Annotated in this window: 23 protein-coding genes and 2 tRNA genes; 6 read left to right on the top strand and 19 right to left on the bottom strand. The window is 71.4% G+C overall.

The annotated features are described in order from the left end of the window. Positions 1-124 precede the first annotated feature (124 nt). The 11 genes from ACPPVX_RS20810 to ACPPVX_RS20760 form a co-directional block, all read right to left on the bottom strand. Complete coding sequence (locus ACPPVX_RS20810; protein ID WP_426572494.1) at positions 125-1,654, bottom strand: sialidase family protein; 1,530 nt, start codon at positions 1,652-1,654, stop codon at positions 125-127. Positions 1,655-1,752: 98 nt separating this feature from the next. Continuing rightward, positions 1,753-2,460 carry a VIT1/CCC1 transporter family protein gene (locus ACPPVX_RS20805; protein WP_426572493.1) on the bottom strand — a complete coding sequence of 236 codons (708 nt, stop codon included), beginning with the start codon at positions 2,458-2,460 and terminating at the stop codon, positions 1,753-1,755. An 82-nt stretch (positions 2,461-2,542) separates the two neighbouring features. Then, a tRNA-Ile gene (locus ACPPVX_RS20800) sits at positions 2,543-2,618 on the bottom strand. Between the two features lie 44 nt (positions 2,619-2,662). After that, complete coding sequence (locus ACPPVX_RS20795; protein WP_426572492.1) at positions 2,663-3,283, bottom strand: LON peptidase substrate-binding domain-containing protein; 621 nt, start codon at positions 3,281-3,283, stop codon at positions 2,663-2,665. 47 nt (positions 3,284-3,330) lie between these two features. Then, a complete protein-coding gene (locus ACPPVX_RS20790) occupies positions 3,331-4,398 on the bottom strand; it encodes a hypothetical protein (RefSeq protein ID WP_426572491.1) in 1,068 nt (355 codons plus the stop codon). Between the two features lie 149 nt (positions 4,399-4,547). Further along, positions 4,548-4,623 (bottom strand) — tRNA-Asn (locus tag ACPPVX_RS20785). Between the two features lie 93 nt (positions 4,624-4,716). Beyond that, entirely contained in the window at positions 4,717-6,024 is a 1,308-nt protein-coding gene (gene rpoD / locus ACPPVX_RS20780; RefSeq protein WP_426575065.1) for an RNA polymerase sigma factor RpoD, read from the bottom strand. A 5-nt stretch (positions 6,025-6,029) separates the two neighbouring features. Further along, positions 6,030-7,811 (bottom strand): DNA primase, encoded by a 1,782-nt coding sequence (gene dnaG, locus ACPPVX_RS20775; RefSeq protein WP_426572490.1) that lies wholly within the window; start codon positions 7,809-7,811, stop codon positions 6,030-6,032. 120 nt (positions 7,812-7,931) lie between these two features. Further along, positions 7,932-9,146, bottom strand: a complete 1,215-nt coding sequence (locus ACPPVX_RS20770) for a TerC family protein (RefSeq protein ID WP_426572489.1) — start codon at positions 9,144-9,146, stop codon at positions 7,932-7,934. A 161-nt stretch (positions 9,147-9,307) separates the two neighbouring features. Continuing rightward, positions 9,308-10,147, bottom strand: a complete 840-nt coding sequence (locus tag ACPPVX_RS20765) for a class I SAM-dependent methyltransferase (RefSeq protein WP_426572488.1) — start codon at positions 10,145-10,147, stop codon at positions 9,308-9,310. A gap of 16 nt (positions 10,148-10,163) precedes the next feature. After that, positions 10,164-11,489, bottom strand: a complete 1,326-nt coding sequence (locus tag ACPPVX_RS20760) for a glycine--tRNA ligase (RefSeq protein WP_426572487.1) — start codon at positions 11,487-11,489, stop codon at positions 10,164-10,166. Positions 11,490-11,570: 81 nt separating this feature from the next. Here ACPPVX_RS20760 and ACPPVX_RS20755 point away from each other — a divergent pair, with 81 nt between their 5' ends. Next, on the top strand, positions 11,571-12,509 hold the full coding sequence (locus tag ACPPVX_RS20755) for an RDD family protein (RefSeq protein ID WP_426572486.1): 939 nt from the start codon (positions 11,571-11,573) through the stop codon (positions 12,507-12,509). Positions 12,510-12,549: 40 nt separating this feature from the next. Continuing rightward, positions 12,550-13,374 (top strand): RDD family protein, encoded by an 825-nt coding sequence (locus tag ACPPVX_RS20750; protein WP_426572485.1) that lies wholly within the window; start codon positions 12,550-12,552, stop codon positions 13,372-13,374. A gap of 7 nt (positions 13,375-13,381) precedes the next feature. On the opposite strand, the gene recO is transcribed toward ACPPVX_RS20750, so the two are convergent. Both recO and uppS read right to left on the bottom strand, forming a co-directional pair. Beyond that, positions 13,382-14,089, bottom strand: a complete 708-nt coding sequence (gene recO, locus ACPPVX_RS20745; protein ID WP_426572484.1) for a DNA repair protein RecO — start codon at positions 14,087-14,089, stop codon at positions 13,382-13,384. Positions 14,090-14,101: 12 nt separating this feature from the next. Further along, positions 14,102-14,833: a polyprenyl diphosphate synthase gene (gene uppS / locus ACPPVX_RS20740; RefSeq protein ID WP_426572483.1), complete on the bottom strand. Its 732-nt coding sequence runs from the start codon at positions 14,831-14,833 to the stop codon at positions 14,102-14,104. 108 nt (positions 14,834-14,941) lie between these two features. Between uppS and ACPPVX_RS20735 the strand changes: the two genes are divergently transcribed. Continuing rightward, entirely contained in the window at positions 14,942-15,874 is a 933-nt protein-coding gene (locus tag ACPPVX_RS20735) for a YihY/virulence factor BrkB family protein (RefSeq protein WP_426572482.1), read from the top strand. 251 nt (positions 15,875-16,125) lie between these two features. After that, a complete protein-coding gene (locus ACPPVX_RS20730) occupies positions 16,126-18,018 on the top strand; it encodes an ATP-dependent DNA helicase (RefSeq protein WP_426572481.1) in 1,893 nt (630 codons plus the stop codon). 38 nt (positions 18,019-18,056) lie between these two features. Here the strand turns inward: ACPPVX_RS20730 and era are convergent, their stop codons facing one another. The 4 genes from era to ACPPVX_RS20710 all read right to left on the bottom strand — a co-directional run bounded on the left by era (position 18,057) and on the right by ACPPVX_RS20710 (position 21,970). After that, positions 18,057-18,899 carry a GTPase Era gene (gene era, locus ACPPVX_RS20725; protein WP_426572480.1) on the bottom strand — a complete coding sequence of 281 codons (843 nt, stop codon included), beginning with the start codon at positions 18,897-18,899 and terminating at the stop codon, positions 18,057-18,059. Further along, the gene (locus tag ACPPVX_RS20720) at positions 18,896-20,359 is read right to left on the bottom strand and encodes a hemolysin family protein (protein WP_426572479.1); all 1,464 of its coding nucleotides are present in this window, start codon (positions 20,357-20,359) and stop codon (positions 18,896-18,898) included. The genes era and ACPPVX_RS20720 overlap by 4 nt, the downstream gene beginning before the upstream one ends. A gap of 88 nt (positions 20,360-20,447) precedes the next feature. Further along, on the bottom strand, positions 20,448-21,005 hold the full coding sequence (ybeY, locus tag ACPPVX_RS20715; RefSeq protein WP_426572478.1) for an rRNA maturation RNase YbeY: 558 nt from the start codon (positions 21,003-21,005) through the stop codon (positions 20,448-20,450). Further along, on the bottom strand, positions 21,002-21,970 hold the full coding sequence (locus ACPPVX_RS20710; RefSeq protein WP_426572477.1) for a PhoH family protein: 969 nt from the start codon (positions 21,968-21,970) through the stop codon (positions 21,002-21,004). Before ACPPVX_RS20710 ends, ybeY begins: the two co-directional genes overlap by 4 nt. A 127-nt stretch (positions 21,971-22,097) precedes the next feature. Between ACPPVX_RS20710 and ACPPVX_RS20705 the strand changes: the two genes are divergently transcribed. Beyond that, the gene (locus ACPPVX_RS20705; RefSeq protein WP_426572476.1) at positions 22,098-22,652 is read left to right on the top strand and encodes a hypothetical protein; all 555 of its coding nucleotides are present in this window, start codon (positions 22,098-22,100) and stop codon (positions 22,650-22,652) included. 15 nt (positions 22,653-22,667) lie between these two features. On the opposite strand, the gene ACPPVX_RS20700 is transcribed toward ACPPVX_RS20705, so the two are convergent. After that, a complete protein-coding gene (locus tag ACPPVX_RS20700; RefSeq protein ID WP_426572475.1) occupies positions 22,668-22,895 on the bottom strand; it encodes a helix-turn-helix domain-containing protein in 228 nt (75 codons plus the stop codon). Positions 22,896-23,063: 168 nt separating this feature from the next. Between ACPPVX_RS20700 and ACPPVX_RS20695 the strand changes: the two genes are divergently transcribed. After that, positions 23,064-24,383, top strand: coding sequence for a hypothetical protein (locus ACPPVX_RS20695; protein WP_426572474.1), 1,320 nt, complete (start codon positions 23,064-23,066; stop codon positions 24,381-24,383). Positions 24,384-24,387: 4 nt separating this feature from the next. Here the strand turns inward: ACPPVX_RS20695 and ACPPVX_RS20690 are convergent, their stop codons facing one another. After that, positions 24,388-25,146: a cupin domain-containing protein gene (locus tag ACPPVX_RS20690; protein ID WP_426572473.1), complete on the bottom strand. Its 759-nt coding sequence runs from the start codon at positions 25,144-25,146 to the stop codon at positions 24,388-24,390. Between the last annotated feature and the right edge of the window lie 55 nt (positions 25,147-25,201).

Genomic DNA, 25,201 nt, shown 5'->3' with positions numbered 1-25,201 from the left:
GGAGCACTGGGTGCAACAAGTTCAGGAGGCGAATCAGATCCACGGACGCCCCAGGACGAACTTGTTGCAGTGGGTGTCAGCTGGAGCACTGGGTGCAACAAGTTCCCCACGGGACCGGATCAGATCACGACGCGGCGGTGATGCGCAGGAGGACGATGGGGGCAGGCGCCGGGTCGCCGAGCTCGGGGTTGGGCCGCCCCGGCCTCCGGGCCACGGTCGCCAGCACCACGCCGTCGCGCACCGTGGCGGCGGAGGCGACGGGCCCGTAGCGGAGCGGGACGAGCAGGTCCGACCAGTGCTCCGGGGCCTGCGAGGTGAGGCGGGTGGTGGTCCACGTGCGTCCGTGGTCGGTCGAGGTCACCAGCGATGCTGGGTACTGGCCGTCGTCGTCGCACCACCCGGCGGCGACGATCAGGTCGCCGGTGACGTGGGGCTCATCGATCCCCACGTACCCCCGCCCGGAGGTGTCGTGGCACCCGTGGTAGGTGATCTTGCGGATCCGCTCCTTGCCCTCGACGATGCGGGCGGCCCGGGCTTCGCTGCAGTCGCAGGCCGAGTCCTCGTTCCACGTCCCGACCTGCGCCCCGTCCGAGGCGGGGACGATCTCGGCGAGGGAGTCCACGATGTCGCGGCCGCCGTTGCGGTTGAGCGGGGGCAGCACCTGGTCCTGCTCCCACGTGTCCGACCCGGCGGCGAGCACGACCGGTGCCCGGTAGTCGCCGATCTCGAGCCGGTCGCCGTCGACGCGGTCGGGAAGGCTGGGGTCGGCGGCGAGCCAGGTCTCTCCCAGGTCGGTCCACGCCTTTCCGTCTGAGCTCGCGTACGACTCGATGCTGCTCCGGGCTGGAGCACCTGGCACCGCGCCGGCGCCTCCCTCGCCGACCTCCGGCAGCGGAGCGGCGTCGCAGCAGCTGCCGTCCGGTCGGAGCCACGGCGTGCTCGCCGTGCGGACCAGCACCACCCGCTTGGTGGTCGCCATGACCCGGGTGATCTGCTCGTCCCCCTTCTCGGTCGGGGCGAACGAGCCCGAGGTGACCCGCTGGAACGTCCGGCCCTCGTCGGTGCTCGTCCAGACGCCGGTGTCGTGATCGAGCAGGGCCGGGCCGTACGGAGGCGCGGCGAGCGGGGCGATGTGCCCGGCGAGCACCACGAGCTTGCCGACGGCGGCCGCCCCGATGATCGTGGCGCCGCTCCCCGAGGGCACGGGCAGGTCGAGGGCCGACCATGACGCACCTCCGTCGCGGCTGATGGCGGCGGACTGGCCCACCTTCTCGAGCGTCCCGGCGGCGTCCTTGAGCTCCCACGTCCGGGTGGCGATCAGCGCGTCGCCGACGGTGAACAGGCGCGGCTGGCCCACCGCGTCGCCCTTCACGGGCAGGTGGGTGTTGGCCTGGGCCCACGTCGAGCCCCCGTCGGCGGAGTGGAGCACGAGACCGACATCGGACGTGGTCTTCCGCGAGGCCAGCACGTCCACCTGGTCGCCACGGGCGACCACGTCGTGGACCGTGCCGACCGGGCCGACGTAGCGAGCGTCGACCCGGACGCCCTCGGCCAGGTCATCCCCCGAGCCCGAGCCGGATCCGCAGGCCACGGCGGTGCCCAGGACCACTCCGGCCGCCACAGCCACCGCCACCCACCGCTTCGCACCAGCCATGCCGCCCGCCCTCCGTTCCCGCCTGCCGACCACCACAGCCTGCTCCACCGGCACCCGCCGGCACCGTCACGTCGACGCCGGCGGTGGGATCGGTCCGATCAGAGCAGCAGCTCGCCGGCCAGGTAGCTGACCACCATCGTGAGGACGCCGACGACCAGGGTCCTGGCCAGCATGCGACGCGGCGTCAGCTCACCGGCCCGGGCCGCCACCAGCGACGAGAGCACCAGCGCGACCACCACCGCCACCAGGATCGCCCGCGGCTCCACATCGACCGGTGCGAAGTACGTGATCAGCAGGGGCACGACGGCGCCGGCCATGTAGGCGAGGCCCGCGCCCAACGCGAACGAGACCGGGAAGCTGGCCGGCATCGGCTCGTCGAACTCGTACTCCCACTCGAGCTGGGCAGCGAGGGCGTCGTGCTCGGTCAGCTGGCGCGCCACCTCGGCCGCGGTGTCCGGGCGGAGGCCCCGGTCCTCCCAGTGGCGCGTCAGCTCCTCGAGCTCGCCTTCGGGATCGGTGGCCAGATCGTGGCGCTCCTGTTCGGTGTGCAGGAGCTGCGCGTCGCGCTCGGCCGCCTGCTCAGCCCACGACGCTCCGCCCACGCTGAGCCCGCCGGCGATGGTGGCGGCCGCGGCCGTGAACAGGAGGACCCGGTTCGACGCCCCGGCGCCGGCGAAGCCGAACAGGAGCCCGGCCGTGGCGATGACCCCGTCGTTCGCCTCGATCGACCAGGACCGGAAGGCAGCGGCACCGTGGAAGTGGCTCCGGAGCTCCGACCACCGCCCTGCCTTCGGACTCCGCTCCATCGCCACCCTCCAGGTCCCGCCAAGCGTACCGGTGGCATCCCACAGGGGTCCTCGACCGGGCCACCCAGAGGCCGCAACGGTGTGGTGGGGCGGGCGGGAATCGAACCCGCAACCTAGGGATTATGAGTCCCCTGCTCTGACCATTGAGCTACCGCCCCGCCGAGGATCTTGGCAGACGGCAGCTCGAAGTCCGCCGACCCGGTCAGAGGTCTTCGAGGCGGGCGGTGATCATCAGCTCCTGGTCGTCGAGGAGCTCCTCGAGCAGGGCGAACCGGGCGTCGACGCTCGGCGCCACCAGGAGGCGCTGCCGGTCGAGCGCACCGAAGGGGGCCAGGGTGGCGATCTGGTAGCTGCCCTCGACGAGGTCGTCGCTCAGCTCCACGTCGGGCGAGACCTCGGCCCCCAGCCGTACCGCCAGCGTGAGCACCCGCCGGAGCTGGGCCACGCGATCGGCGTAGGCCACGGTGGCATCGTCGTGGTCGTAGGGGACCACGTCGGGCCACTCCTCCACGTCGGCCACCGGGTAGCGGTCGTCGGGCCGCCAGCCCTCCACGCGGAACCGGCGGCTCCCCACCGCGAGCAGCGCCCAGCGACCGTCGTCGAGCTCCTCGGCCTGGACGATCTCGGCCATCGTGCCCGCCATGGCCCGGATGTCGCCGCCACCGACCTCGCTCCCCCGCTCGATCATGACCACGCCGAACTCGCGGTTGCCGGCGAGGCAGTCGCGCACGAGCACGCGGAACCGCTCCTCGAAGATGTGCAGCGGCATCACCATCCCCGGCAGCAGCACCGACCCCAACGGGAACATCGGTCGCTCAGCCATGGCCGGACCCTACCCAGGACCTCCGCGCCCCAGTCACCGCCGACGGTTCAATCGGCATGCCGGCTGATCCGGATGAACCGCCCGTCGGGCGATGCGAGGGCGCTGCAGGAACCGCCTCCCGCGGGAACGCTGTGCTCGATGGAGCGGAACGTCTCTCCCGAGGGCAGGTGGAACGTCGAGTCGACCGTGTCCCCCGCCACACCGGAAGGACCGACCTGGAACTGGGCGAGCAGATCGGCGAACGCGGCGTCGACATCCTCGGCGGCGACCACGCTGGTCGACCCGTTGTCCCAGCCATCGCCCACGAGGGTGGCGCCGGCAGGGAGGACGGTCTTGGCGTACCCCGTCGACTCGAAGCAGTTGACCTCGCTGCCGAACTGCTGGCCCGGCTTCGCCGTCGGCTGGGGCACCGGATCGGGCAGCCAGGCGGCGGCTCCCGCTGGTACCGGCTCGGGCCCAGGGATCGCCGCCGGGTCGGGGCTGTTCTGGGTCTGGCGCACCAACGAGGTCAGGTAGGACGAGGCCTCGCCCACGGGACCGAGGGTCGGCCCCCGCACGAGCGCCAGGGTGGGCGGGACCCGGTCGTCGGTCTGCAGGCTCATCGAGAAGGCGCTGGTCGCCTTCGGCCCTCCCGCGGGGGCTTGGGCGCTGCACGCGACCCCGATGGCTCCTCGGGGTCGCTGGTCCCTCACCGCCAGCGCCGCCAGGATCTCGTCGCCCGACTTCGGTCCGGCGTCGTCGGGGAAGGTCCCGCCGGCGTACGTCCAGGTGCAGCTGTCGGCGGAGCCCGGCATGGCCGGCGCCCCGTCCAGCGCCCGGATCTGGGCGGCCAGGTCGTCCCACGCCGCGAACGGGTCGCCGTCGATGGTCATCAGGGCGGTCCAGGTATCGGCCTCGGTCGATCCGCCGATGGACGCACTGAACGGCTCCCAGAACAGCGAGCCCGCCAGGGCAGCCCCTGCCGGGACCTTCAGCCCATCGGCCAGCGGCGCGCCGCCCGGCGACCCCTTGGGCGCGGCGGGGCCGCCGGACGCGGCGCCCGACGACGCGGCGCCCGAGGACCCGGAGCCGCAACCAGCCAGCAGCCCGCTCAGCATCACGGCCAGGACCAGCACGATGTGCCTGCTCGTGGTCGCCCTCGCCGTCGTCGCCATGTGTTCTCCCCCACCCGTTCGTCCGCCCAGGTCGGAGCCTACGAGCCGGAAACGACACAAGCCTGAGAGCCGGAAACGACACAAGCCGGCCCGTGAGGACCGGCTTGTTCTGGCTCGGGGGGTGGGGCTCGAACCCACGACATTCTGATTAACAGTCAGACGCTCTGCCGGCTGAGCTACCCCCGAAGGCGAGTGGTCAACCTAGCAGCGGGGGCCGGCTCGGACGAACCCCAGATTCGACGTGGGCCGCCTCGAAACCGCGGTGACCAGGCGCTGGGTTCAGTCGCCGTCGAGGTAGTCGCGCAGCTTCTGGCTGCGGTTGGGGTTGCGCAGCTTGGCGAGGGTCTTGGCCTCGATCTGGCGGATGCGCTCGCGGGTGACGCCGAACTCCTTGCCCACCTCTTCGAGGGTGCGGGCCTGGCCATCGTCGAGGCCGAACCGCAGCCGGACGACCTCCTTCTCGCGGTCGCTCAGCTCCGACAGCGCCTCGACCACGGCCTTGCCCAGCATGTTGCGGGCGGCCATCTCGGCGGGGGCGTCGGCCTGGGTGTCCTCGATGAAGTCGGACAGCTGGGAGTCGTCGGTCTCGCCGACGGGCGAGTCGAGCGACAGCGGGTCCTGCGAGATCCGCATGATCTCGCGCACCCGGTCGGGGGTCATGTCGACCTTGGCGGCCAGCTCCTCGACGGTGGGGTCTCGCTCGAGCTCCTGCATCATCTGGCGCTGGATGCGGTGCACCTTGTTGATCGACTCGACCATGTGCACGGGGATGCGGATGGTGCGGGCCTGGTCGGCGATGGCCCGGGTGATGGCCTGGCGGATCCACCACGTGGCGTAGGTGGAGAACTTGAAGCCCTTGGTGTAGTCGAACTTCTCGACGGCCCGCATCAGGCCGAGGTTGCCCTCCTGGATCAGGTCCAGCAGGTGCATGCCGCGGCCGACGTAGCGCTTGGCGATCGACACGACGAGGCGCAGGTTGGCCTGGATCAGGTCGCTCTTGGCGCGCTCGCCGTCGCGCGACGTGCGCTCGAGGCGGCGCCGGGCCACCAGGTCGAGCTCTTCGATGCGGCCGGCGGCGGCCAGCTCGGCCAGGCGGTCGCCGGCCTGCCCGCCGGCTTCGATGCGCCGGGCGAGGGTGACCTCCTCCATGCCGGTGAGCAGCGGGACCCGACCGATCTCCTTGAGGTACACCCGGACCGGATCGGCGCTGCCGGAACCGGAGCGGTCGGCGCTCACCCGGGGCGTCTTCACCAGCTTGAGGCGGCGGCGCTGGCCGTCGTCGTCGGACGCCAGGTCGATGCCGCCGAGCGGGTCGGCGAGGACCTCATCGACGTGGACGGCGGCGTCTCGGGCCTCTTGGGCCTCGAGCTCGGCGGCCACGGCCGCGGGGTCGATCTCGTCGTCGAGCGTGATGCCGTGCTCGGCGAGGAGCTTGCGGATCACGTCGAGCTCCTGGTCGAAGTGCTCGACGTCGATCTCGACGACCTCGCACACCTCGGCCTGCGTGACGGTGAGGGAACCATCGTCCTTCGCCCGTTGGACGAGCTCGTCCCACGCAGAAGGGTCGGTGGTGGGAAGGGCAGCCATGTCGTTCATGCGTCTTCCTCCCCCCGTCGTGCGAGCCACGCTAGCAACTCATCCTCGCCCATCTGATCGGGCGGTGCATCGGGACCGATCGACTCGAGCCGGCTCAGCAGCCACCGGTGCTGCTCGAGGAGCAGCCGGTACTCGTCGCCGCGGAAGTCGCCGGTGAACGCGTTCAGGTCGCGCTGCAGGTCAGCGGCCGCGCGCTCGCCGAGATCCTTCAGCAGCAGCCGCCGCACATCGGTGGGGTCGGCGTCGGTGTCCTCGACCGCGAGCCGGGCCAGCAGCTCGCCGACGAGCGGGTCGGCACCCTCGACCGCGACGTGGAGATCGCCGTCGGCCTCCTGGAGCGCGACGAGCGCGGCGCGGTACAGGGGCTCGTCGAACAGCGCCACGTCGAGCAGCGGCAGCACGGTGGCCGGGTCGGCGATCGCCTGGCGCAGCGCTTCGGTCTCGGGGGTGTCGGCACGAGGGGGCCGCCGGACCTCGGTGGGCACGCGCACCCGGGGCCGAGCGCCGCCCGATCGCAGCGAGGCGCGCAGGCGGTCGGGGTCGAGGTGGCAGCGCTCGGCGATGGTCATGACGTACTGGTCGCGGACGAACTCGTTGGGGTGCTCGGCCACCGCGGCCAGGGCCACTTCGGCCACCTTGCCGCGGCCCTCCGGCGTGCGGAGATCGGCCGCCGCGAGGATGCGGTCGATCCGGAACCCGAGGAACGGCTGGGCGTTGGCGATGGATGCCCGCAGGGCGCCGGGGTCGGACCGGGCCAGGTCGGCCGGGTCGCCGCCGGGCGGCAGCGCGGCCACGGCCACCTCCACCTCGTGCTTGCGCTCCCACTCGTAGACGCGGTCGGCGGCGGCCTGGCCGGCGGCGTCGGGGTCGAACGCCAGGACCAGGCGCGGGGCGAAGCGCTGGATCGTGCGGACGTGCTCGTCGGTGAGGGCGGTGCCGCAGGTGGCGACGGCCCGGTTGAGCCCCACCTCGGCGAACCCGATCACGTCGGTGTAGCCCTCGCAGATGATGACCTCGTTCTCCCGCACCGCCTCGTCCTTGGCCCAGTTGAGGCCGTAGAGCACCTTGCTCTTGCGGTACAGCGAGGTCTCGGGCGTGTTCTGGTACTTGGGCGGACGGCCGCCGGGCATCATGCGGCCGCCGAAGCCGATGGGGTCGCCCTGCACGTCGAAGATCGGGAACAGCACCCGGGCCCGGAAGAAGTCGTTGGTCCCGCCCTGCTTGCTCTCGCGGCCCAGCCCGGCGTCTCGCAGCACCTTGGGCGAGAACGGCAGCGCCTTGACCAGCTGGTTCCAGTCGTCGGGCGCCCAGCCGATCTTGTACTGGCGGACCCGCTCGCCGTCGAAGCCCCGGTCGCGCAGGTAGCGGCGGGCCGCACCCGAGTCGGGGCCGGTGAGCAGCCGCTCGTGGTACCACTCGACCGCGGCCACCATCGCCTCGCGGAGCTTGCCCCGCGCCTCGCGGCGGTCGCCCTCGGCCCGGTCGGTGTAGCGCAGCGCGATGCCCGACTTCGACGCCAGGAACTCCACCGCCCCGGCGAAGTCGAGGTGGTCGATGTCGCGCACGAACGAGATGACGTCGCCCTTGGCCTGGCAGCCGAAGCAGTAGAAGACGCCCTTGTCGGCGTTGACCGAGAACGACGGGCTCTTCTCACCGTGGAACGGGCAGAGGCCCGTCCAGTTGTTGCCCGCCTTCTTCAGCTGCGTGTGGGCCGAGATGACCGCCACGATGTCGGCGGTGTCCCGGACCCGCTGGACGTCTTCGTCGAGGATGCCCATCAGCCCGCGGATCGGCACACGTGGTGCGACGGGTCCAGGGGGCGGAGCATGCGGCGGACGGTACCAGCGCCGCGGCTGGCACCGTCCCCCGGATCAGGCGATCAGGCCGCCTGGCCCATGTCAGCCCTTCGGTTCGTCGACCGGCTCGTCAGCGGCGACGGGATCGGGCGCGTCGGGCCTGGTGCCGGACCGAGCTCCGGGGTCGGCCGGACCGGCGTGGGCGCCCTGGTCGTCGAACTCGGGGCCGACGCCGGCCAGGGCGTCGGCCTCCGCCGCCGCCTCGGCGACCAGCACCGACCGATCGATCCCCTCGCGCCTGTCGGCCGCGAGCGACGCCACCATGGTGATGGCGAGCAGCACGCAGATGACCACGAGCGACGTCCAGGTGGGCGGGTGCAGCCCGAGGAAGAAGCTCGCGAGCATCTTCAGCCCCACGAACGCCAGGATCAGGCCCAGGCCGATGTTGAGGTAGCGGAACTTGTCCTGCATGCCGTTGAGCAGGAAGTACAGGGACCGCAGGCCCAAGATGGCGAACGCGTTCGAGCTGAACACGATGAACTGCTCGTGCGACACCGCCAAGATGGCCGGGATCGAGTCGACGGCGAACACCACGTCGGTGGTCTCCACCATGATCAGCACCGCCAGCAGCGGCGTGGCCACCCGACGGACGTTGCGCGCCGTGATCAGCTTCCCAGTGGCCTTGTCGGTGGACTCCACCTCGTCGGTGACGTGGGTGAACATCTTCTGGCCGTCGTACTCGGTGGTCGACGGGATGATCCTGTTGACGATCTTGAGCACCGGATTGTTCTCCGGATGCACCTCCTGATCGTCGTGGAACGCGATCTTCCACGCCGAGTACAGGAGGATCACGCCGAAGATCACCAGCACCCACTCGAACGCCTGGATCAGCGCCACGCCGGCGAAGATGAAGATGGCGCGCAGCACCAAGGCCCCGAAGATGCCCCAGAAGAGCACCCGGAACTGGTACATCTTCGGCACCGCGAAGTAGCTGAAGATCACGGCCCAGACGAAGACGTTGTCGATCGAGAGCGACTTCTCGATCAGGTAGCCGGAGATGTACTCCTGCGAGGCCTGGCTGCCGTGCCACCAGTAGACGACCCCGGTGAACGACAGGCCGATGGCGATCCAGATCGACGACTCGATCGCCGCTTCCTTGAACGTGATCTCGTGCGCCGTGCGGTGGACGAGCAGCAGGTCGGCGATGATCAGCGCGGCGATGAACGCGATGAACAGGCCCCACTGCCACGGGTGCACGTCGAAGCTGGCGAAGTGCTGGGAACTGCTGCTGGCTTCGGCCAACACGAGGGAAAACATGAAGGTGTGCTCCGGCTGGGTGGATCGGTGTCCTCAGCCGGAAGTCTCTCCGTTCCCTGGGGAACCTGCCGCCCCGGGCGCCGTGAGGGCACCGTGCTGACGTTGCGACAACGAGGGATACTCCCTCCCGGTCCGACCAGCCTACCGTGGGGACGGAGGGGTCAGGTGCGACCGGCCGCGGCGGGGCCCGGCGCCTCGGCCAGCAGGGTGAACATGAGCGGCAGCCGGGGCGTCCCCTCGGGGAACCGGTAGCAGCCGTCGCGGCGCTCGAGGAACGGGAACCTCGGGAACAGCGTGTGGTCGTACTCCTGGAAGGCCCGGACCTGCAGCCCCTGGGCCAGCACGGCGGTGAAGATGTCGCCCAGCGTGTGCTGGTGCTCCACCGTGGCGTTGTTCTCCGTGACGGCCGTGGGGTCGGCGTAGGACCCGGGGTCGTCCCAGATGAACGGGGTCTCGGCGAAGTAGTCGTGCTCGATCGCAGGCGTGGACGGCGGCTCGTCGTCGAACACCCAGGAGATCGGGTGGAACTCGGCGAGGAGCAGGCGACCTCCGGGCTTGATGAGCGCCGCCACCACCTCGGCCCAGCGCGTGAGGTCGGGCAGCCAGTTGAGGGCGCCGAACCCCGTGTAGACGATGTCGAACTGCTCTCCGCCCAGCGCATCGACCGCGTCGTAGACGTCGGCGCGCACGAACCGGGCATCGAGGCCCAGCTCGTGCGCCAGCGCGTTGGCGGTGTCGACCGCCGGCTGGGAGAAGTCGAGCCCGACCACGGAGGCGCCGTGGCGGGCCCACGACATGGTGTCGGCGCCGAAGTGGCACTGGAGGTGGGCGAGCCGGAGGCCCGACACGTCGCCCAGCAGCTCGACCTCGAAGGGCCGCAGCCGGTCTCCGCCCGCCTTGAAGCCCTCGACGTCGTAGTCGTCGGAGCCGACGTGCAGGGGGACGCGCTCGTCCCACCAGGCCTGGTTCAGCTCCCGCCAGTCCGCCGGATCGACCGCCATTGCCCGGACGTCCTGCTCAGAGCCCGAGCTTGGTGCGGACGTGATCGACGATCTGGTCGAGCGGCACCCGGTCCTGCTCCATGGTGTCGCGGTCCCGCACGGTGACCGCGTGGTCGTCGACCGACTCGAAGTCGAACGTGATGCACAGCGGCGTGCCCAGCTCGTCTTGGCGCCGGTAGCGCTTGCCGATGTTCTGGGTCTCGTCGTAGTCGCACATGAAGTGCGGCTGCAGGGTGGCCAGCAGCTCCTGGGCCGGGCCGGTGAGCTCGGGCTTCTTGCTGAGGGGCAGCACGGCCACCTTGTAGGGGGCCAGGCGGGGGTGCAGGTGCAGGACCGTGCGGGTCTCGCCCCGGACCTCCTCCTCGTCGTAGGCGGCCATCAGGAACGCCATCATCGTGCGGGTGGCGCCGGCCGCCGGCTCGATCACGTGCGGCGTGTACCGCTCGTTGGTCTGCGGGTCGAAGTAGTCGAGCTTCTCGCCCGAGGCGGTGGCGTGGGCGTTCAGGTCGTAGTCGCCCCGGTTGGCGATGCCCTCGAGCTCGTCCCAGCCCCAGGGGAACAGGAACTCCACGTCGGCGGTGCCCGAGGAGTAGTGGCTCAGCTCGTCGGCCTCGTGCTCGCGGAGCCGCAGGGACTCGGCGGGCATGCCCAGGTCGAGGTACCACTGGAAGCGCTCGTTCTTCCAGTACTCGTACCACTCCCCCGCCTCGGCGGGCGGCACGAAGAACTCCATCTCCATCTGCTCGAACTCACGGGTCCGGAACACGAAGTTGCCGGGCGTGATCTCGTTGCGGAACGACTTGCCGACCTGGGCGATGCCGAACGGCGGCTTCTTGCGGCTGGTCTGGAGCACGTTCGAGAAGTTGGTGAACATGCCCTGCGCCGTCTCGGGACGGAGGAAGACGTCGTGGCCCGAGCCCTCGACCGGGCCGGCGTGCGTCTTGAACATGAGGTTGAAGTTGCGCGCCTCGGTGAACGAGTCGTGCTCACCGCAGTTGGGGCAGGTGTGCGGGTCGTCGAGCTTGTCGAGGCGGAACCGCTCGTTGCAGTGCTTGCAGTCGACCAGGGGGTCGGTGAAGTTGGCCAGGTGGCCCGAGGCCTCCCACACGGCGGGCGGCGAGAGGATGGCCGCATCGAGGCCGAGCACGTCGTGGCGCAGCTGCACCATCGAGCGCCACCAGGCGTCCTTCACGTTGCGCAGCAGCAGCACGCCGATCGGCCCGTAGTCGTAGGTGGACCGGAAGCCGCCGTAGATCTCCGACGAGGGGAAGACGAAGCCGCGGCGCTTCGTGAGGTTGACGACCTTGTCGAACAGCGTGGGATCGGGGGCAGGGGAGGACATAGGGGTCACGTTAGTGGGGGGCCACAACCCCTCCCATCTGCGATCCCTGGGGCCCGCCGGGCCGTCGCTAGGGTTCCCGAGGTGACGGCCCACTACGCCCCGACTGCCGATCCCACGAAGATCGAGTTCCGGCGCATCGCGGCCTGGACCATCGACCTGGCGATCTTCCTGGCCCTGTTCTTCGGCGTGCTGGCCCTCACCGGCGGGGTCACGTGGCACTCCAAGCAGTTCGACACGTCCAACGCGGCCGTGAAGTACTGCAACACGGTCAAGACCTCCGACACGCAGGGCTGCGTCCCGATCAACGACCAGGCGGTGCTGGTCAACATCAAGGGGCGGGTCGACGGCGTGTGGCTGGTGAACTTCATCGCCTACGTCCTCATCCAGGGGATCACCGGCGGCAGCATCGGCAAGCTCCTGATGGGCCTGCGCGTGGTCGACGTCAACGGCGCCCGGGCCGGCATCGGCAAGTCGGTCCTCCGCACCGTGCTGTGGATCATCGACGCCATCACCTGCGGGATCCCCATCGTGGGCGGCGTGCTCATGGTGTCCACCAAGGGCCACCGGCGGGTGGGCGACATGGCCGCCGGCACCTTCGTGGTCCGCAAGGAGCGCGTCGGCGAGCCCATGGCCCACCTGCTCCTGCCCACCCCCGCCGAGGCCGGCTACTACGCGTTCCCGCCGCCCGGCTACGGCCCGCCCCCGGGCTACGGCCCTCCCCCTGGCTACGGTCCGCCCAGCTACGGTCCGCCGCCCGAGCAGGGCCCGCCGCAGTACCCGCCGCCCGGTTCCGGTGCGGCCCCCGGGGCCCCGGGCAAGGTCTGGTCGGCGCCGTCGGCCCCGCCCGTCCCGCGCCACGATCCGTTCCACGAGCCCGAGCCCGAGCCGATCACGGCTCCCGACACCGACGGCCCGCACTGGGACGAGGTGCGAGAGACCTACATCCAGTACGACCGCAGCGTCGAGTCGTGGGTGGAGTGGAACGAGAAGGCCAAGCACTGGCGCCCGATCGACACCTGATCGGGCGGCAGCCGACACCAGCACCCTGGAGGGGCGGGCGATGACAGCATTCGGCGGAGCGCTCAGCGATCCCACCAAGATCATGGGCGGGCGCATCGGCGCCTACGTGGTCGACACCCTGATCGCCGCGGCAGTGATCGCAGCGTTCTTCTTCACGTTCGAGGCCCACAAGCTCGACTCGTTCCGCCTCCCGACCGCCGAGGCCGCGAGGATGGAGTGCGAGTCCATCAGAGGCGCGGCATCGTTCCAGTTCGACGACGACCCCAGGGTGGACCACCCGGCGTGCCTCGCCATCGGCGACAAGGTGTGGCTCGCGACGCGCAGCCAGGCTGACGCGATCCGACGGGACGTCACCTTGGTGGCTGCCGGGTTCAGCTTCCTCAACTGGGTGCTGCTGCCCACGCTGACCGGGGCCAGCCTCGGCAAGTTCCTGTTCGGGCTGCGGGTGGTCACCTCCGACGGCCAGACGGCGGGCTTCGGCCGCCAGCTCGGGCGCTGGGCCCTGCTCATCGTCGATGCCGCGTGCTGCTACCTGCCGGGCCTGCTCACGTCGTTCAACACGAAGGGCCACCGGCGCGTCGGTGACCTGGCCGCCAGCACCTTCGTCGTCCACCGCAGCGCCGCAGGCCGGCCGCTCGCCATCCCCGGCCTCCTCGTCGTCCACGGCCGCGACCCCATGGCGGCGTGGTCGGGCGCGCCCCAGGGGCAGGCGGGGTACGCCGCGCAGCCGGCGGGCGCCCCGAGCGCCATCGACGGCCCGGTGTTCGACCCGGCCCGGAACACGTACGTGCGCTACGACCAGGTGAGCGGCAGCTGGTTCCAGTGGGACGACCGCACGGCCTCGTGGGTGGCGCTCTCCACCTGAGCGCCGGTCACTCGAGCAGGCCCACCGACCGGAGGCGCCGTTCCAGGTGGTGCTCCATCACCCGGGTGGCCAGGTGGTCGACCTCGTGCGTGGCGCTCGACGGCGGCTCGTCGAGGGCGACCGCCAGGCGCCCGCCCAGGATGTCCTGCAGCATGCGCACGGCGTCGGGCGACACCCGGGTGCCGCGCCGGTGCTCGGTGCACAGCAGGCCACCCGCCTCGGGGTCGAAGGCCACCAGCGCCTCCGAGTCGCACATCGCGCAGTGCTCGACGATCGGGCGGAAGCCCTCGAGCGCGAGCAGCTTCCAGTGGAACCCCGCCACCATCAGGGCGCTGTTGCGGTCGGCGATCGTCCGCAGGCCGCCCACGAGCATCCGGTACAGCTCGGGGTTGGGCTCGCGCTCGAGCGAGAGCTGGTCGACCGCTTCGAGCATGGTGACGGCCCGCGTGAGCCGGTCGAGGTCTTCGCGGATCGCCCGGAAGTGGTCGATCGACTCGGCCTGGGTGACGATGTCGAGCTCTCGCCCCTCGTACAGCTGGAGGGCGACGTGGGTGGGCGGCTCCAGGCGGGCGCCGAACTTCGACTTGGTCTTGCGCACGCCCTTGGCCACCGCCCGGACCTTGCCGTGGCGCTCGGTCATGAACGAGACGATGCGGTCGGCCTCGCCCAGCTTGTAGGTCCGCAGCACGATGCCCTGATCGCGGTAGAGGGCCACGGCGCTCGGCTCCTACGAGGGCGACACGGCGCCGAAGCGCCGCTCGCGCGCCTGGTACTCGCGGATGGCGTCGGCCAGGTGCTGCTTGCGGAAGTCGGGCCAGAGCACGTCGGTGAACACCAGCTCGCTGTAGGCCAGCTCCCACAGCAGGTAGTTCGAGATGCGGAACTCACCGGAGGTGCGGACCATCAGCTCGGGGTCGGGCATCTTGGGGTCGTAGAGGCGGGCGCGGATCGCCTTCTCGTCGATCTTGTCGGGCTTCACCCCGTCGGCCACCAGCTGCTTGACGGCGTCGATGATCTCGGCTCGGCCGCCGTAGTTGAACGCGATCGTGAAGGTGAGGCCGGTGTTGTGCTTGGTGAGGTCGGTGGCCCAGTCGATCCGGCCGGCCACGCCGCGCGGCACCCGCCAGTCGCGGCGGCCGATGAACTGGATGCGCACGTTGCGCGCGTGCAGGTCCTCGGCGTGGCGGTCGAGGATGCCCTTGTTGAACCCCATGAGGTAGCGGACCTCGTCGGTGGGCCGCTTCCAGTTCTCGGTGCTGAACGCGTAGACGGTGAAGTAGTCGAGACCCAGCTCGATGGCGCCGTCGAGCGTGTCGAACAGCGCCTCCTCCCCTGCCGCGTGGCCCTCGGTGCGCTTCAGCCCCCGCTGGGTGGCCCAGCGTCCGTTGCCGTCCATCACCGCGGCCACGTGGCGAGGGATGCGCTTCATGTCGATGCCCGTGAGGTCCACGTTTCGCAACCTATCGCCCGGCTCCCTGCGCCCCGGGCCAGGCCCCCCCTACCGTCTGCCCCACGCCGGTCGGGGGTACCCCCACCAACACGACGGACGCCGGAAGGATCCCAGGCCATGAAGGAGAAGCTGCGAGCGCTCGGTCGCCGCTGGCCGTGGCTCGGACGGGCCCTCGACGTGCAGGACCGCATGGGCGAGATCAACGGCGGCTTCGCCGCCTCGGCCATCACGGTCACCGTGTTCATCTCCATCTTCCCGCTGCTGCTCGTCGTGATCGCCGTCGTGGGCTACCTCGCCGCCGGCAACGACTCCCTGGCGCCCGACCTGATCAAGGCCCTGGGCCTCTCCGGGCCCGGCGCCCAGACGCTCACCGACGCGCTCGACAAGGCGGCGGCCAGCCGGCAGGCGGCCACGGTGATCGGCCTGGTGGGTCTGGCGTGGGCCGGCTCGGCCGTGGCCGTCGCGCTGCAGCAGGGCGTGCGCATCCCCTGGCAGGAGCGCTCCAACGGCATCAAGGACCGGCTCATCGGCATGGCGTGGCTGGTGGGCGCGTTCGTCGGCTTCGCCCTGTTGATGGCCCTGAGCGGCGTCCTCGGCTTCCTCCCCGACTGGGCCCCCGCCCCCGTCGCCACCCTGCTGTCGATCCTGTTCAGCACCACCATCGCCGCCATCTTCTTCGCGTGGGTCTTCTGGGGCCTGGGCACCCGCCGGGTGGGCTGGCGCGACCTGCTCCCGGGCGCACTGGTGGCGGCGGTCGGCTTCGAGATCCTGGCCCTCGTCGGCACCGTGTACGTCCCGAAGCTGGTGAGCCGGTCATCGGCGCTGTACGGCTCGATCGGTGTGGTCTTCGCCATCCTCGCCTGGCTGGCGCTGTTCGCCCGCCTGCTCGTGTACTCGTCCACGCTCAACGCCGTGCTCTACGAGGCCCGCGAGGGGACGGTGGAGGTGCCCGTCCACGTCCCCCGCCTCCCCGGGGTCGACGCCGTCGGCGCCACCAGGGGCGGCGTCATCCTCACCGCCACCGACGACGCCCCCGCCGTCCCCACCTGACCCCAGCCCCTCCCCCCCCACCTCGCGTCGCTCCCCCGATCGCACGAACTTGTTGCAGCCAGTGCTCCATGCAGCACTCGCTGCAACAAGTTCCCGGGGGCGATCCACCCGGCCCACCCCGCCGACCCAACTTGTTGCAGCAGATGTTCCATACAGCACTCACTGCAACAAGTTCGGGAAGTGGGAGGTGGGGTGGGGAGGTCGAGCGGGTGGTCGACCAGGTGGTGGGTGGCGGCCGCTAGGTTCGACCGGTGCCCCCTGGAGATCGAGTCGTCGCCGCCCTGGCGGGCCTGGCTGGTGCGGTCCCGCAGGGCGAGCGCCGCGAGCCGCAGGAGGCCATGGCGATCGAGGTCGCCGAGGCCATCTCGAAGCGCCGCCACCTGCTCGCCCAGGCCGGCACCGGCACCGGCAAGAGCTGGGCGTACCTGGTGCCGGCCATCCTGGCGGGCAAGAAGACCGTGGTGGCCACCGCTACCAAGGCGCTCCAGGACCAGCTCGCCGGCAAGGACCTGCCGTTCCTCCAGGAGCACCTCGACCGGGAGTTCGACTTCGCGGTCCTGAAGGGCCGGTCCAACTACGTGTGCCGCCAGCGCCTCGTCGAGATCTCGGGCGAGGGCCAGATGGCGCTCGACGGCCTGGCCGACCGCGCCTCGCCCACCGAGCTCAACGCCCTGAAGCTGTGGGCGTCGGAGACCGTGTCGGGCGACCGGGCCGAGCTGCCGGTGGAGCCGTCGTACCAGGCCTGGGCGGCGGTCAGCGTGTCGGCCCAGGAGTGCCCCGGCGCCCGCAAGTGCCCCAGCGGCGAGAGCTGCTTCGCCGAGGCGGCGCGCCAGCGAGCCGGCGAGGCCGACGTGGTGGTGGTCAACCTGCACCTCCTCGGGCTCGACCTCGCCACCGACGGCGCCATCCTCCCGGAGCACGATCTCGTGGTGGTCGACGAGGCCCACCAGCTCGAGGACATCGTGTCGGACACCTGCGGCTTCGAGCTGTCGGCCGGACGGTTCCAGAACCTCGCCCGATCGGTGCGGTCGATCCTCGACGACCCGGCCAGCGTCGACGACATCGAGACCTCGGCGTCGCTGCTGTCCGCGGTGCTGGCCGACCACGTGGGCCGCCGGCTCAAGGGCACGCCGGATCCGGCGCTCACCGAAGCCCTGGTGCTCGCCCGCTCACGGCTCGACCGGGTGGCCGCCTCCCTGCGGAAGATCCCCGACAGCGCGTCCGAGGACGTGAAGAACCGCAAGGACCGGGCGGTGCAGCTCACCGGCCACCTCCAGGCCGACCTGGCGCTCGCCACCAACGTCCCCGAGGGCTCGGTGGCCTGGGTGGAGGGCCCCGACGGCAACCCGAAGCTGCGGCTGGCCCCGCTCGACATCGCCGAGCTGCTCCGCGAGAAGCTGTGGGACGCCGGACCGGCCGTGCTCACCAGCGCCACGCTGCCCGCGGGCATGTCCGACCGGCTCGGCCTGGTGGGCGACGACCACAAGGCCATCGACGTCGGCAGCCCGTTCGACTACGAGCACCACGGCCTCCTCTACTGCGCCACCCACCTGCCCGATCCGCGCGAGGGCAGCTACGAGGCCGCCCTGCACGAGGAGCTGCTGGCGCTGATCACCGCCGCCGGCGGACGGACCCTCGCCCTGTTCACCAGCTACCGGGCCATGGACGCCGCCATCGCCGCGCTCAAGGGCAAGCTCCCCGGGCCCCTGCTGGGCCAGCGCGACCTGCCCAAGCCCGCGCTCGTCGACGCGTTCACCCGCGACCCGTCCGCCAGCCTGTTCGCCACCATGGGGTTCTGGCAGGGCATCGACGTCCCTGGCCCCACCCTGTCGCTCGTCACCATCGACCGGCTCCCGTTCCCCCGCCCCGACGAGCCGCTCCTCCAGGCCCGGCGCGAGCAGGCCAAGGCCGACGCGTTCCGCACGATCGACCTGCCCCGCACCGCCACCATGCTCGCCCAGGGCGCCGGCCGGCTGATCCGCAGCCGCACCGACCGGGGCGTGGTGGCCGTGCTCGACTCCCGCCTGGCCAAGGCCAAGAGCTACCGCTGGACCCTCCTCGAAGCGCTCCCACCGTTCCCCCGCACCAAGGACCGCGCCGAGGTCGAGGCGTTCCTGAAGGAGATCACCGCCGACGACGCGTGACGCCGCCGGCGGCGGGGATCAAGCGGCGGTCGAGATGGTCAGTAGCCGAGGCGCTCGAGGGCCCGCGACTTGCGCTGCCAGTCCTTGTCGACCTTCACGAACAGCTCGATGAACGCGCCCGGCGGGAGCTGTCGGCGCACGTTGATGCCGACCTGCTTGAGCACCGCACCCTTCTTGCCGATGACGATCCCCTTCTGGGAGTCGCGCTCGACGAGGATCTCGACGCGGATGCGGGGCCACTCCCACTCGGTGACGCGGGCGGCGACGGAGTGCGGCACCTCGTCGTGGGTGACCGCCAGGAGCTGCTCGCGGACCAGCTCGGCCACCCAGAACGCCTCGGGCACATCGGTGACCATGTCGTCGGGGTAGTACGCCGGGCCCTCGGGCAGCCGGGCGACCAGCGTCTCGAGCAGCTCGGGCACACCGGCGCCGGTCTTGGCCGAGATCGGGAAGTACTCGTTGCCGCCGGCCAGCTGCTCCGCGGCGGCGTGGAGCTGGGCCAGCACCTCGGTGGGCTCGGCGATGTCGGTCTTGTTGACGACGATGATGGCGTTGGCCGGGACCCGCTCGGCGATCCACTTGTCGCCGGGACCGATGGGCATGGTGGCGTCGACCAGCAGGCACACGATGTCGACGTCGCCGATGGCCGCGTCGGCGGCATCGTTGAGCCGCTCGCCGAGCAGCGTGCGGGGCTTGTGGATGCCCGGCGTGTCGACGAACACCACCTGCGCGTCGGGCCGGGTGAGGACCCCGCGCACCTGGGTGCGGGTGGTCTGCGGCTTGTCGGAGACGATGGTGACCTTCTGGCCCAGGATGTGGTTGAGCAGCGTGCTCTTGCCCACGTTGGGCCGGCCCACGAGCGTGACGAAACCCGACTTCATGCGCTGGCACTCCGGTCTTCCGCCTCGGTGGGCACCACGGCGATCGCAGGCTCCTCGGTCTCATCGGCCTGATGGGCCTGATCGGCCTGCTCGGCCCGTTCGGCCTTCTCGGCCCGCTTGTCGGACCGGCGGCTGGCACGGGAGTCGGCGGCGTCGTCGGCCTCGGCCTCGTCGGCGGCGGTGAGCTCGAGCTCCTCGATGCGGACCCGCATGATGCGGCGGCCCTGGACCCGTTCGACGGTGAGACGGGCGCCGGGCACCTCGACCGCGTCGCCGGACACGGCCATCCGGCCCAGCTCGGAGAGCACCAGGCCGCTCACCGTGTCGAAGTCTCCCTCGGGGAGGTCGATGGCGAGCAGGTCGTTGGCGTCGTCGATCGTGAGCGAACCGCTGATGCGCATGCCGCCGGAGGGGACGTGCTCGAAGCGGGCGTCCTCGGTGTCGAACTCGTCGACGATCTCGCCCACCAGCTCCTCGATCAGGTCTTCGAGGGTGACCAGCCCGGCGGTGCCGCCGTACTCGTCGATCACGACGGCCATGTGGAACTGGTCGGCCTGCATCTCGCGGAGCAGCTCGGAGACCGGCTTGGTCTCGGGCACCGCCTTGGCCGGGCGGGCCAGGTTGGCGACGGGCTCGTCCTCGCGACCGTCGCGCTCGGCGCGCATGAGGTCCTTGGCGAACACGAGGCCGATGACGTCGTCGATGCCCTCGCCGAGCACGGGGATCCGGCTGTAGCCGTTGAGGAGGACGACCTCCATCACGTCGGCGACCCGGAAGTCGTGGTTGACCGTGACCATGTCGGGCCGCGGGACCATCACCTCGCGGGCCACGGTGTCGCCGAACTCGATGATCGACTCGATGAGGCGGCGCTCGTCGGCGTCGATCTGGTTGGAGTCGGCCGCCTCGGCGGCCACGGCGAGCAGCTCCTCCTCGGACACGAACGGGCCCTGCTTCAGCCCTTTGCCGGGGAGGATGACGTTGGTGAGCCCGATCAGCATGCGGGCGATCATGCGGAGCGGCCACAGCTCGACGAACACCTTCACCGGGCGAGCGGTGGCGAGCGCGGCCCGCTCGGAGTGCTGGAGGGCCCACGTCTTGGGGGCCGCCTCGGCGAACACGAACACCACGCCGACGTTGACGACCGTGGCGATGACGACGCCGATCCCGCCGAAGAGCTCGCCCGACACGATGCCGGTGAGCGTGGCCTGCACGATCTGGCACACCAGCGCCACCAGGAGCAGGGCGTTGATCCAGCGCTCAGGGGCGTCGACCAGCTCCTTCAGCGCGGCCGAACCGGGCCGGCCCTCCTCGTGCAGCCCCGCAGCCTTGGCACGCGAGATCCGGACGATCGCGGTCTCGGCGATGGCCGTGCCGACCGCGATCAGCAGCAGCACGACGATCGCGACGATCATCCAGATGTCGGTGGTGGAGATCTCCGACGCCAGGAGCAGGCCGCTCACGTGCGGACCTCCGGCGCGGTGGGAGCCAGGAGCGTGCGCCACGAAGAGCACCGTCCTGGCCCGGGACTGCCAGGGTCGGTCGTGGCGGTCACCGGGGGCTCCGGTGGAACCGGTCGAGCAGCTCGCGCTCGCGGGCCTGCATCACCGTGGTCTCCTCTGGTTCTGCGTGGTCCATGCCCAGCACGTGGAGGATGCCGTGGACCACGAGCAGTGCGATCTCGTCATCGTAGGTGCCCGCGTGGGACGGAGCGTTGCGGGCGGCCACCGCGGGGCACACGACCACGTCGCCCAGCAGGAGCGGGACGTCGTCGATCGGGCCGCGGTCGGGACCGCTGGACGATCCGTCGGGCGACCGGCCGATCATGATGTCGTCGTCGTCGATGGGGAACGAGAGGACATCGGTGGGACCCTCATAGCCCATGAACTTGAGGTTGAGCTCGGCCATGGTGGGCTCGTCGACGAACAGCAGGGCCAGCTCGGCGTCGCCCGTGACCCCTTCGTCCTGCAGCACGTTGCGGGCGAGGGCTTCCCAGCGCTCCACCTCGACGGGCTGCGCCGACTGCTCGTCGGCCACGAAGACCTCGATCTCGCCCTCGTCGCCCCGGCGGCGCGACCGACCGTTGGACGGGGGCGCCGGGCGGATCACGGCTGCACCGGACCCGGGTTGGTGGCGGCGTCTCGCTCGTACGCGTCGACGATGTCGGCGACGATCCGGTGCCGGACCACGTCTCGGCCGGTGAGCCGCACGAAGGCCAGCCCGTCGATCCCGCTCAGGATGCGCTCCATGGACAGCAGGCCCGAGCGCCCGCCGGCGACGTCGACCTGGGTGCTGTCGCCGGTGATCACCGCCTTCGAGCCGAAGCCGATGCGGGTGAGGAACATCTTCATCTGCTCGGGCGTGGTGTTCTGCGCCTCGTCGAGGATGATGAAGCTGTTGTTGAGCGTGCGGCCGCGCATGAACGCCAGGGGCGCCACCTCGACCGTGCCCCGCTCGAGCATCCGGCCCGCCGCCTCGGCATCGACCATGTCGTGGAGGGCGTCGTAGAGGGGGCGGAGGTACGGGTCGACCTTGGCCATGAGGTCTCCGGGCAGGAACCCCAGCCGCTCGCCCGCTTCGACCGCGGGACGGGTGAGGATGATGCGATCGACCTCTTTGGCCTGCAGCGCCTGCACGGCCATGGCGACCGCCAGCCAGCTCTTGCCGGTGCCGGCCGGACCCACGCCGAAGGTGATGATGTTGTCGGCGATGGCGTCGATGTAGCGCTTCTGGCCGCTGGTCTTGGGGCGGACCCGCCGGCCCTTGGCCGCCTTGAGCACCTCGGTGGTGAACACCTCCGCGGGGTGCTCGTCGGCCTTGATCATGTCGATGGTGCGCGCCAGCAGGGCCGGGTCGACCTCCTGGCCCGCCTGGAGGAGGGTCACGAGCTCGCCGAACAGCAGACCGACCCGGTCTGCGTCGGTCCCTCCGATGACGACCTCGTTGCCGCGGACGTGGATGGTGGCGTCGGGAAAGGCTGCTTCGACCATGCGGAGCAGCTCATCGCGCTCACCGAGCAACGGACGCATGAGGTGGTTGCCGGGGACGTGGATGGTGAGTTGCGTGGTGGTCAAAGCTGGCTTTCTGCGCGGGTGGTACCAGCGTAACGCCGCCTGCCCCCGCAACCGCTGTGATTGGCCGATGCCACAGACAGATGGCACCACGTGACCTGAGGGCCGCGCCCACCTACCGTCCGCAGCCATGAGAACCACGGCGGATGACGACATGGACGATCCGGTGGACCGGGAGCTGCGCGACCTGATCGCCGCGCAGCGCCACGAGGCCCAGGCGCAGGAGCGGCGGCACCGCTACTGGCTGCTGCGCCAGGCGGAGGAGTCGGGCACCCTGCACGGGGTGCTCGCCGACCTGGCCGATCTGCGAGCCACCGTGCGCGTCGACACCTCGGTGTCCACGGTGGTCGACGCCGTCGTGGTCGAGGTGGGCCGTGACTTCGTGGCGCTCGTCGAGCCCGGCGGCAAGCGTCACGTGCTCGCCATCGCCGCCCTCACCGCCGTCCGGCGCTCCACGAGGACCCGACCCGTCACCGGTGACCGGCCGGTCGACGCCTCCACCGACCTCGCCGACGTGCTGCGCTCGGTGGCGCCCGACCACCCCGAGATCACGGCGGTCCTGAGCGACGGCACCTCCGTCGTCGGCATCCTGCAGAGCGTGGGCGGCGATGTGGCGAGGCTGGTGGCCGATGGCGGGGAGGCCTACGTGCCGATGCGCGCCATCGTCGAGGTCACCATCGCCTGACGGCGAGGTGCAGCGTCAGTCGTCGCCGTCGCTGCTCTTGTCGCCGGTGCCCACGACCTCGGGGTACAGGTGCTCGAGCGTGCCGGGGGTGATGCGGCTGGCCTCGATGAACTGCTCGACATCGTCCTGCTTGAGGCGGATGACCCGACCGAACCGGTAGCCGGCGATCTGGCCCTCGTCGATGAAGCGGTACAGCGTGCGAGGGGTGATCCCGAGGTACTTGGCAGCTTCGGCGGTGCTCAACCATTGAATAGGGGTGGACATGCAGGAGATCTTAGCGCCTTCAAGTCATTTCATGCCGGGCCATGCTCATGACCTGCGACACCTCGGGCGCTGCTGGCGCTCGGCGGGCGACGGTGCTCCTCGGTGTTCTTCGGGCGCCGGCCGGGGCCGGTCCGGGAGCAGGACCGGGTGACCGCCGGGAGCGGACGGCACCGCCACATCGCCCTCTTCGCCGAGCGGGGGTCGCCGCTCCTGGCCGCGCTGGACGTGGGGTTCCCACCCGCCCGCTCCTCCGCCGACACACCCGTCGCGGCGCCGGAGCTCGTCGTCTACGGCACCACCGCCCAGCTCCTCGCCGCCATCGCCAGCGGCCGGTTCACCGCCGCCGTGCTCGACGCCGGCACCGGACGGGTCGATCGTGACCTCCTCCACACCCTGGCCGGCGCCGAGGTGACGACGCTGGTGATCGACCGCCGGCTGCCCCGGCGCGACTGGGTGGCGCTCGGGGCGTCGGCGGTCGCCGGTGTGCCCGCGGATCACGCCGCGCTGGTGGACGGGGTGCAGCAGGCGCCGCTCGGTCGGCCCGCCTCCCCGGCCCACCGCGCCCCGTTCGGCGCGCTCATCGCGGTGATCGGCGGGGAGGGGACCGCCCGAGCAACCACCACGGCGGTGCTGGCGCAGGCGTGGGCCGACCGGGGCGAGCCGGTCGTGCTGGCCGACCTGGCGGTCCACGCCCACCAGCGGGTGCTGCACCACGTCCGCGACGACCACACCGGCCTGATGGACCTGCTCGAGGCGTGCCGGTTCGGCCCGCCCGGCTCCGACCTCATCGACGGCACCACCGTGCCGGTCCCCGCCCGCGGCTACCGGCTCCTTCCCGGACTGGTGCGGTCGAGCGACTGGATCGCGGTCCGCCCTGCTGCACTTGCGGCCGCCCTCGACGGCCTGCGCGCCCGGGGCACGACGGTGGTCGCCGAGGTCGGGAGCGACCTCGAGGGCGAGGAGGCCACCGGCTCGATCGACATCGCCGACCGCAACCTCCTGGCCCGGACCGTGGTGCGCGCCGCCGACGCGGCCGTGGTGGTGGCGATGGCCTCCCCCACCGGCCTCCACGACCTGGCGGCCCTCCTGGGCGACCTCCACGACCTCCACGACACCGACACGCCTCGACCCGTCGTGGTCGCCCTCGTTGCCACGCCGCCTCGGCGGCAGCCCCGCCGGCGGCAGCGGGCCATCACCCAGGTCCGGGACCTGCTCCACGGCCACAGCGCCACGTGCGATCCGCGCGGCGTCCTCGTGCTGCCCAGCGCCCATCGAGAGGAGCAGCACCATCCGGCGCGGCGCCTCCCCAGGCGGGTCGGCCGCTTCGGCCGGGCCCTCGCCGCCCGGATCACCGAGCTCGACGATGCGGCGCAGCCACGATCCCCGGGTCGAGCCGCAGAACCCGTGCCCGTGGTCCCGGGTCAGCTCGGGCACTGGCTGGGCCCCGACGGGGTCGACCCCGCGTGAGGCGCTACGGCGAGACCGTGCCGGGCTGGATCACACCCAGCTCGCCGCAGCACCCGTAGCGGCGCTCCAGCGGCGGGGGCGGGAGGACGTGCACGCCGCTGTCGACGAGGTGATCGCCCGACCCGGCGAGCAGCGCCGCCAGCTGCTCCCCCGTCGCCTGCACCGCGGCCTGGGGCCCGGCCTTCCAGAGCGCCGCCCACCCGGGGACCGACGGCCGGACCAGCTCGACGGCCCGGCGGTAGAGCTGCGCCAAGGCGGCCGGGCCGCCTTCGATCAGCTCGACGAAGCCGGCCACGGCCAGGTCCTTGCGGGCCCGGACCGCCTGGTCGTCGGCCGCCGTGGTCTGCGCGTAGCTCGGCAGCGTGGCGGAGCGGGCGTAGCGCTGGGGCTCGGCGAGCACCTCGTCGGGGAACGTGATCACCATGTCACCGGCCTCGGGCAGGCCGGCGTTGGCCATCAGCACCAGGATCTCCAGATCGCCGGAGTCGTTCACCAGCCGGTGCACCGTCCCGGGGGTGAACCAGGCGAACGAGCCGGCCTCCAGCGGCGTCTCGTGGTAGCCGTCGCCGCCCAGTGTCAGCACCCGACCCGACCCTCGCACCACCGCGTACGCCTCGGTGCAGGCGGTGTGGAGGTGGGGCGTGCCACCGGCGAGCCCGTCGACCGCCGCCGACCCGTACACGCGCAGGTGGCTCACGGCGACGCCGCCGGGGAACGGCGGGGTCCCCGGGTCGGCGCGGTGCCCGCCGGGAACCTCGATCACGCGCTCGCTCCGTCCACGGTGCCAGCTTGCCCGATCGGTCGCCCTCCTCGGCGGA

This window comes from Aquihabitans sp. McL0605 (assembly GCF_049993875.1).
Classification (GTDB): Bacteria; Actinomycetota; Acidimicrobiia; order Acidimicrobiales; family Iamiaceae; genus Aquihabitans.
The sequence above is the reverse complement of the archived record's forward strand: the minus strand, read 5'-3'. Positions and strand labels throughout refer to the sequence as shown.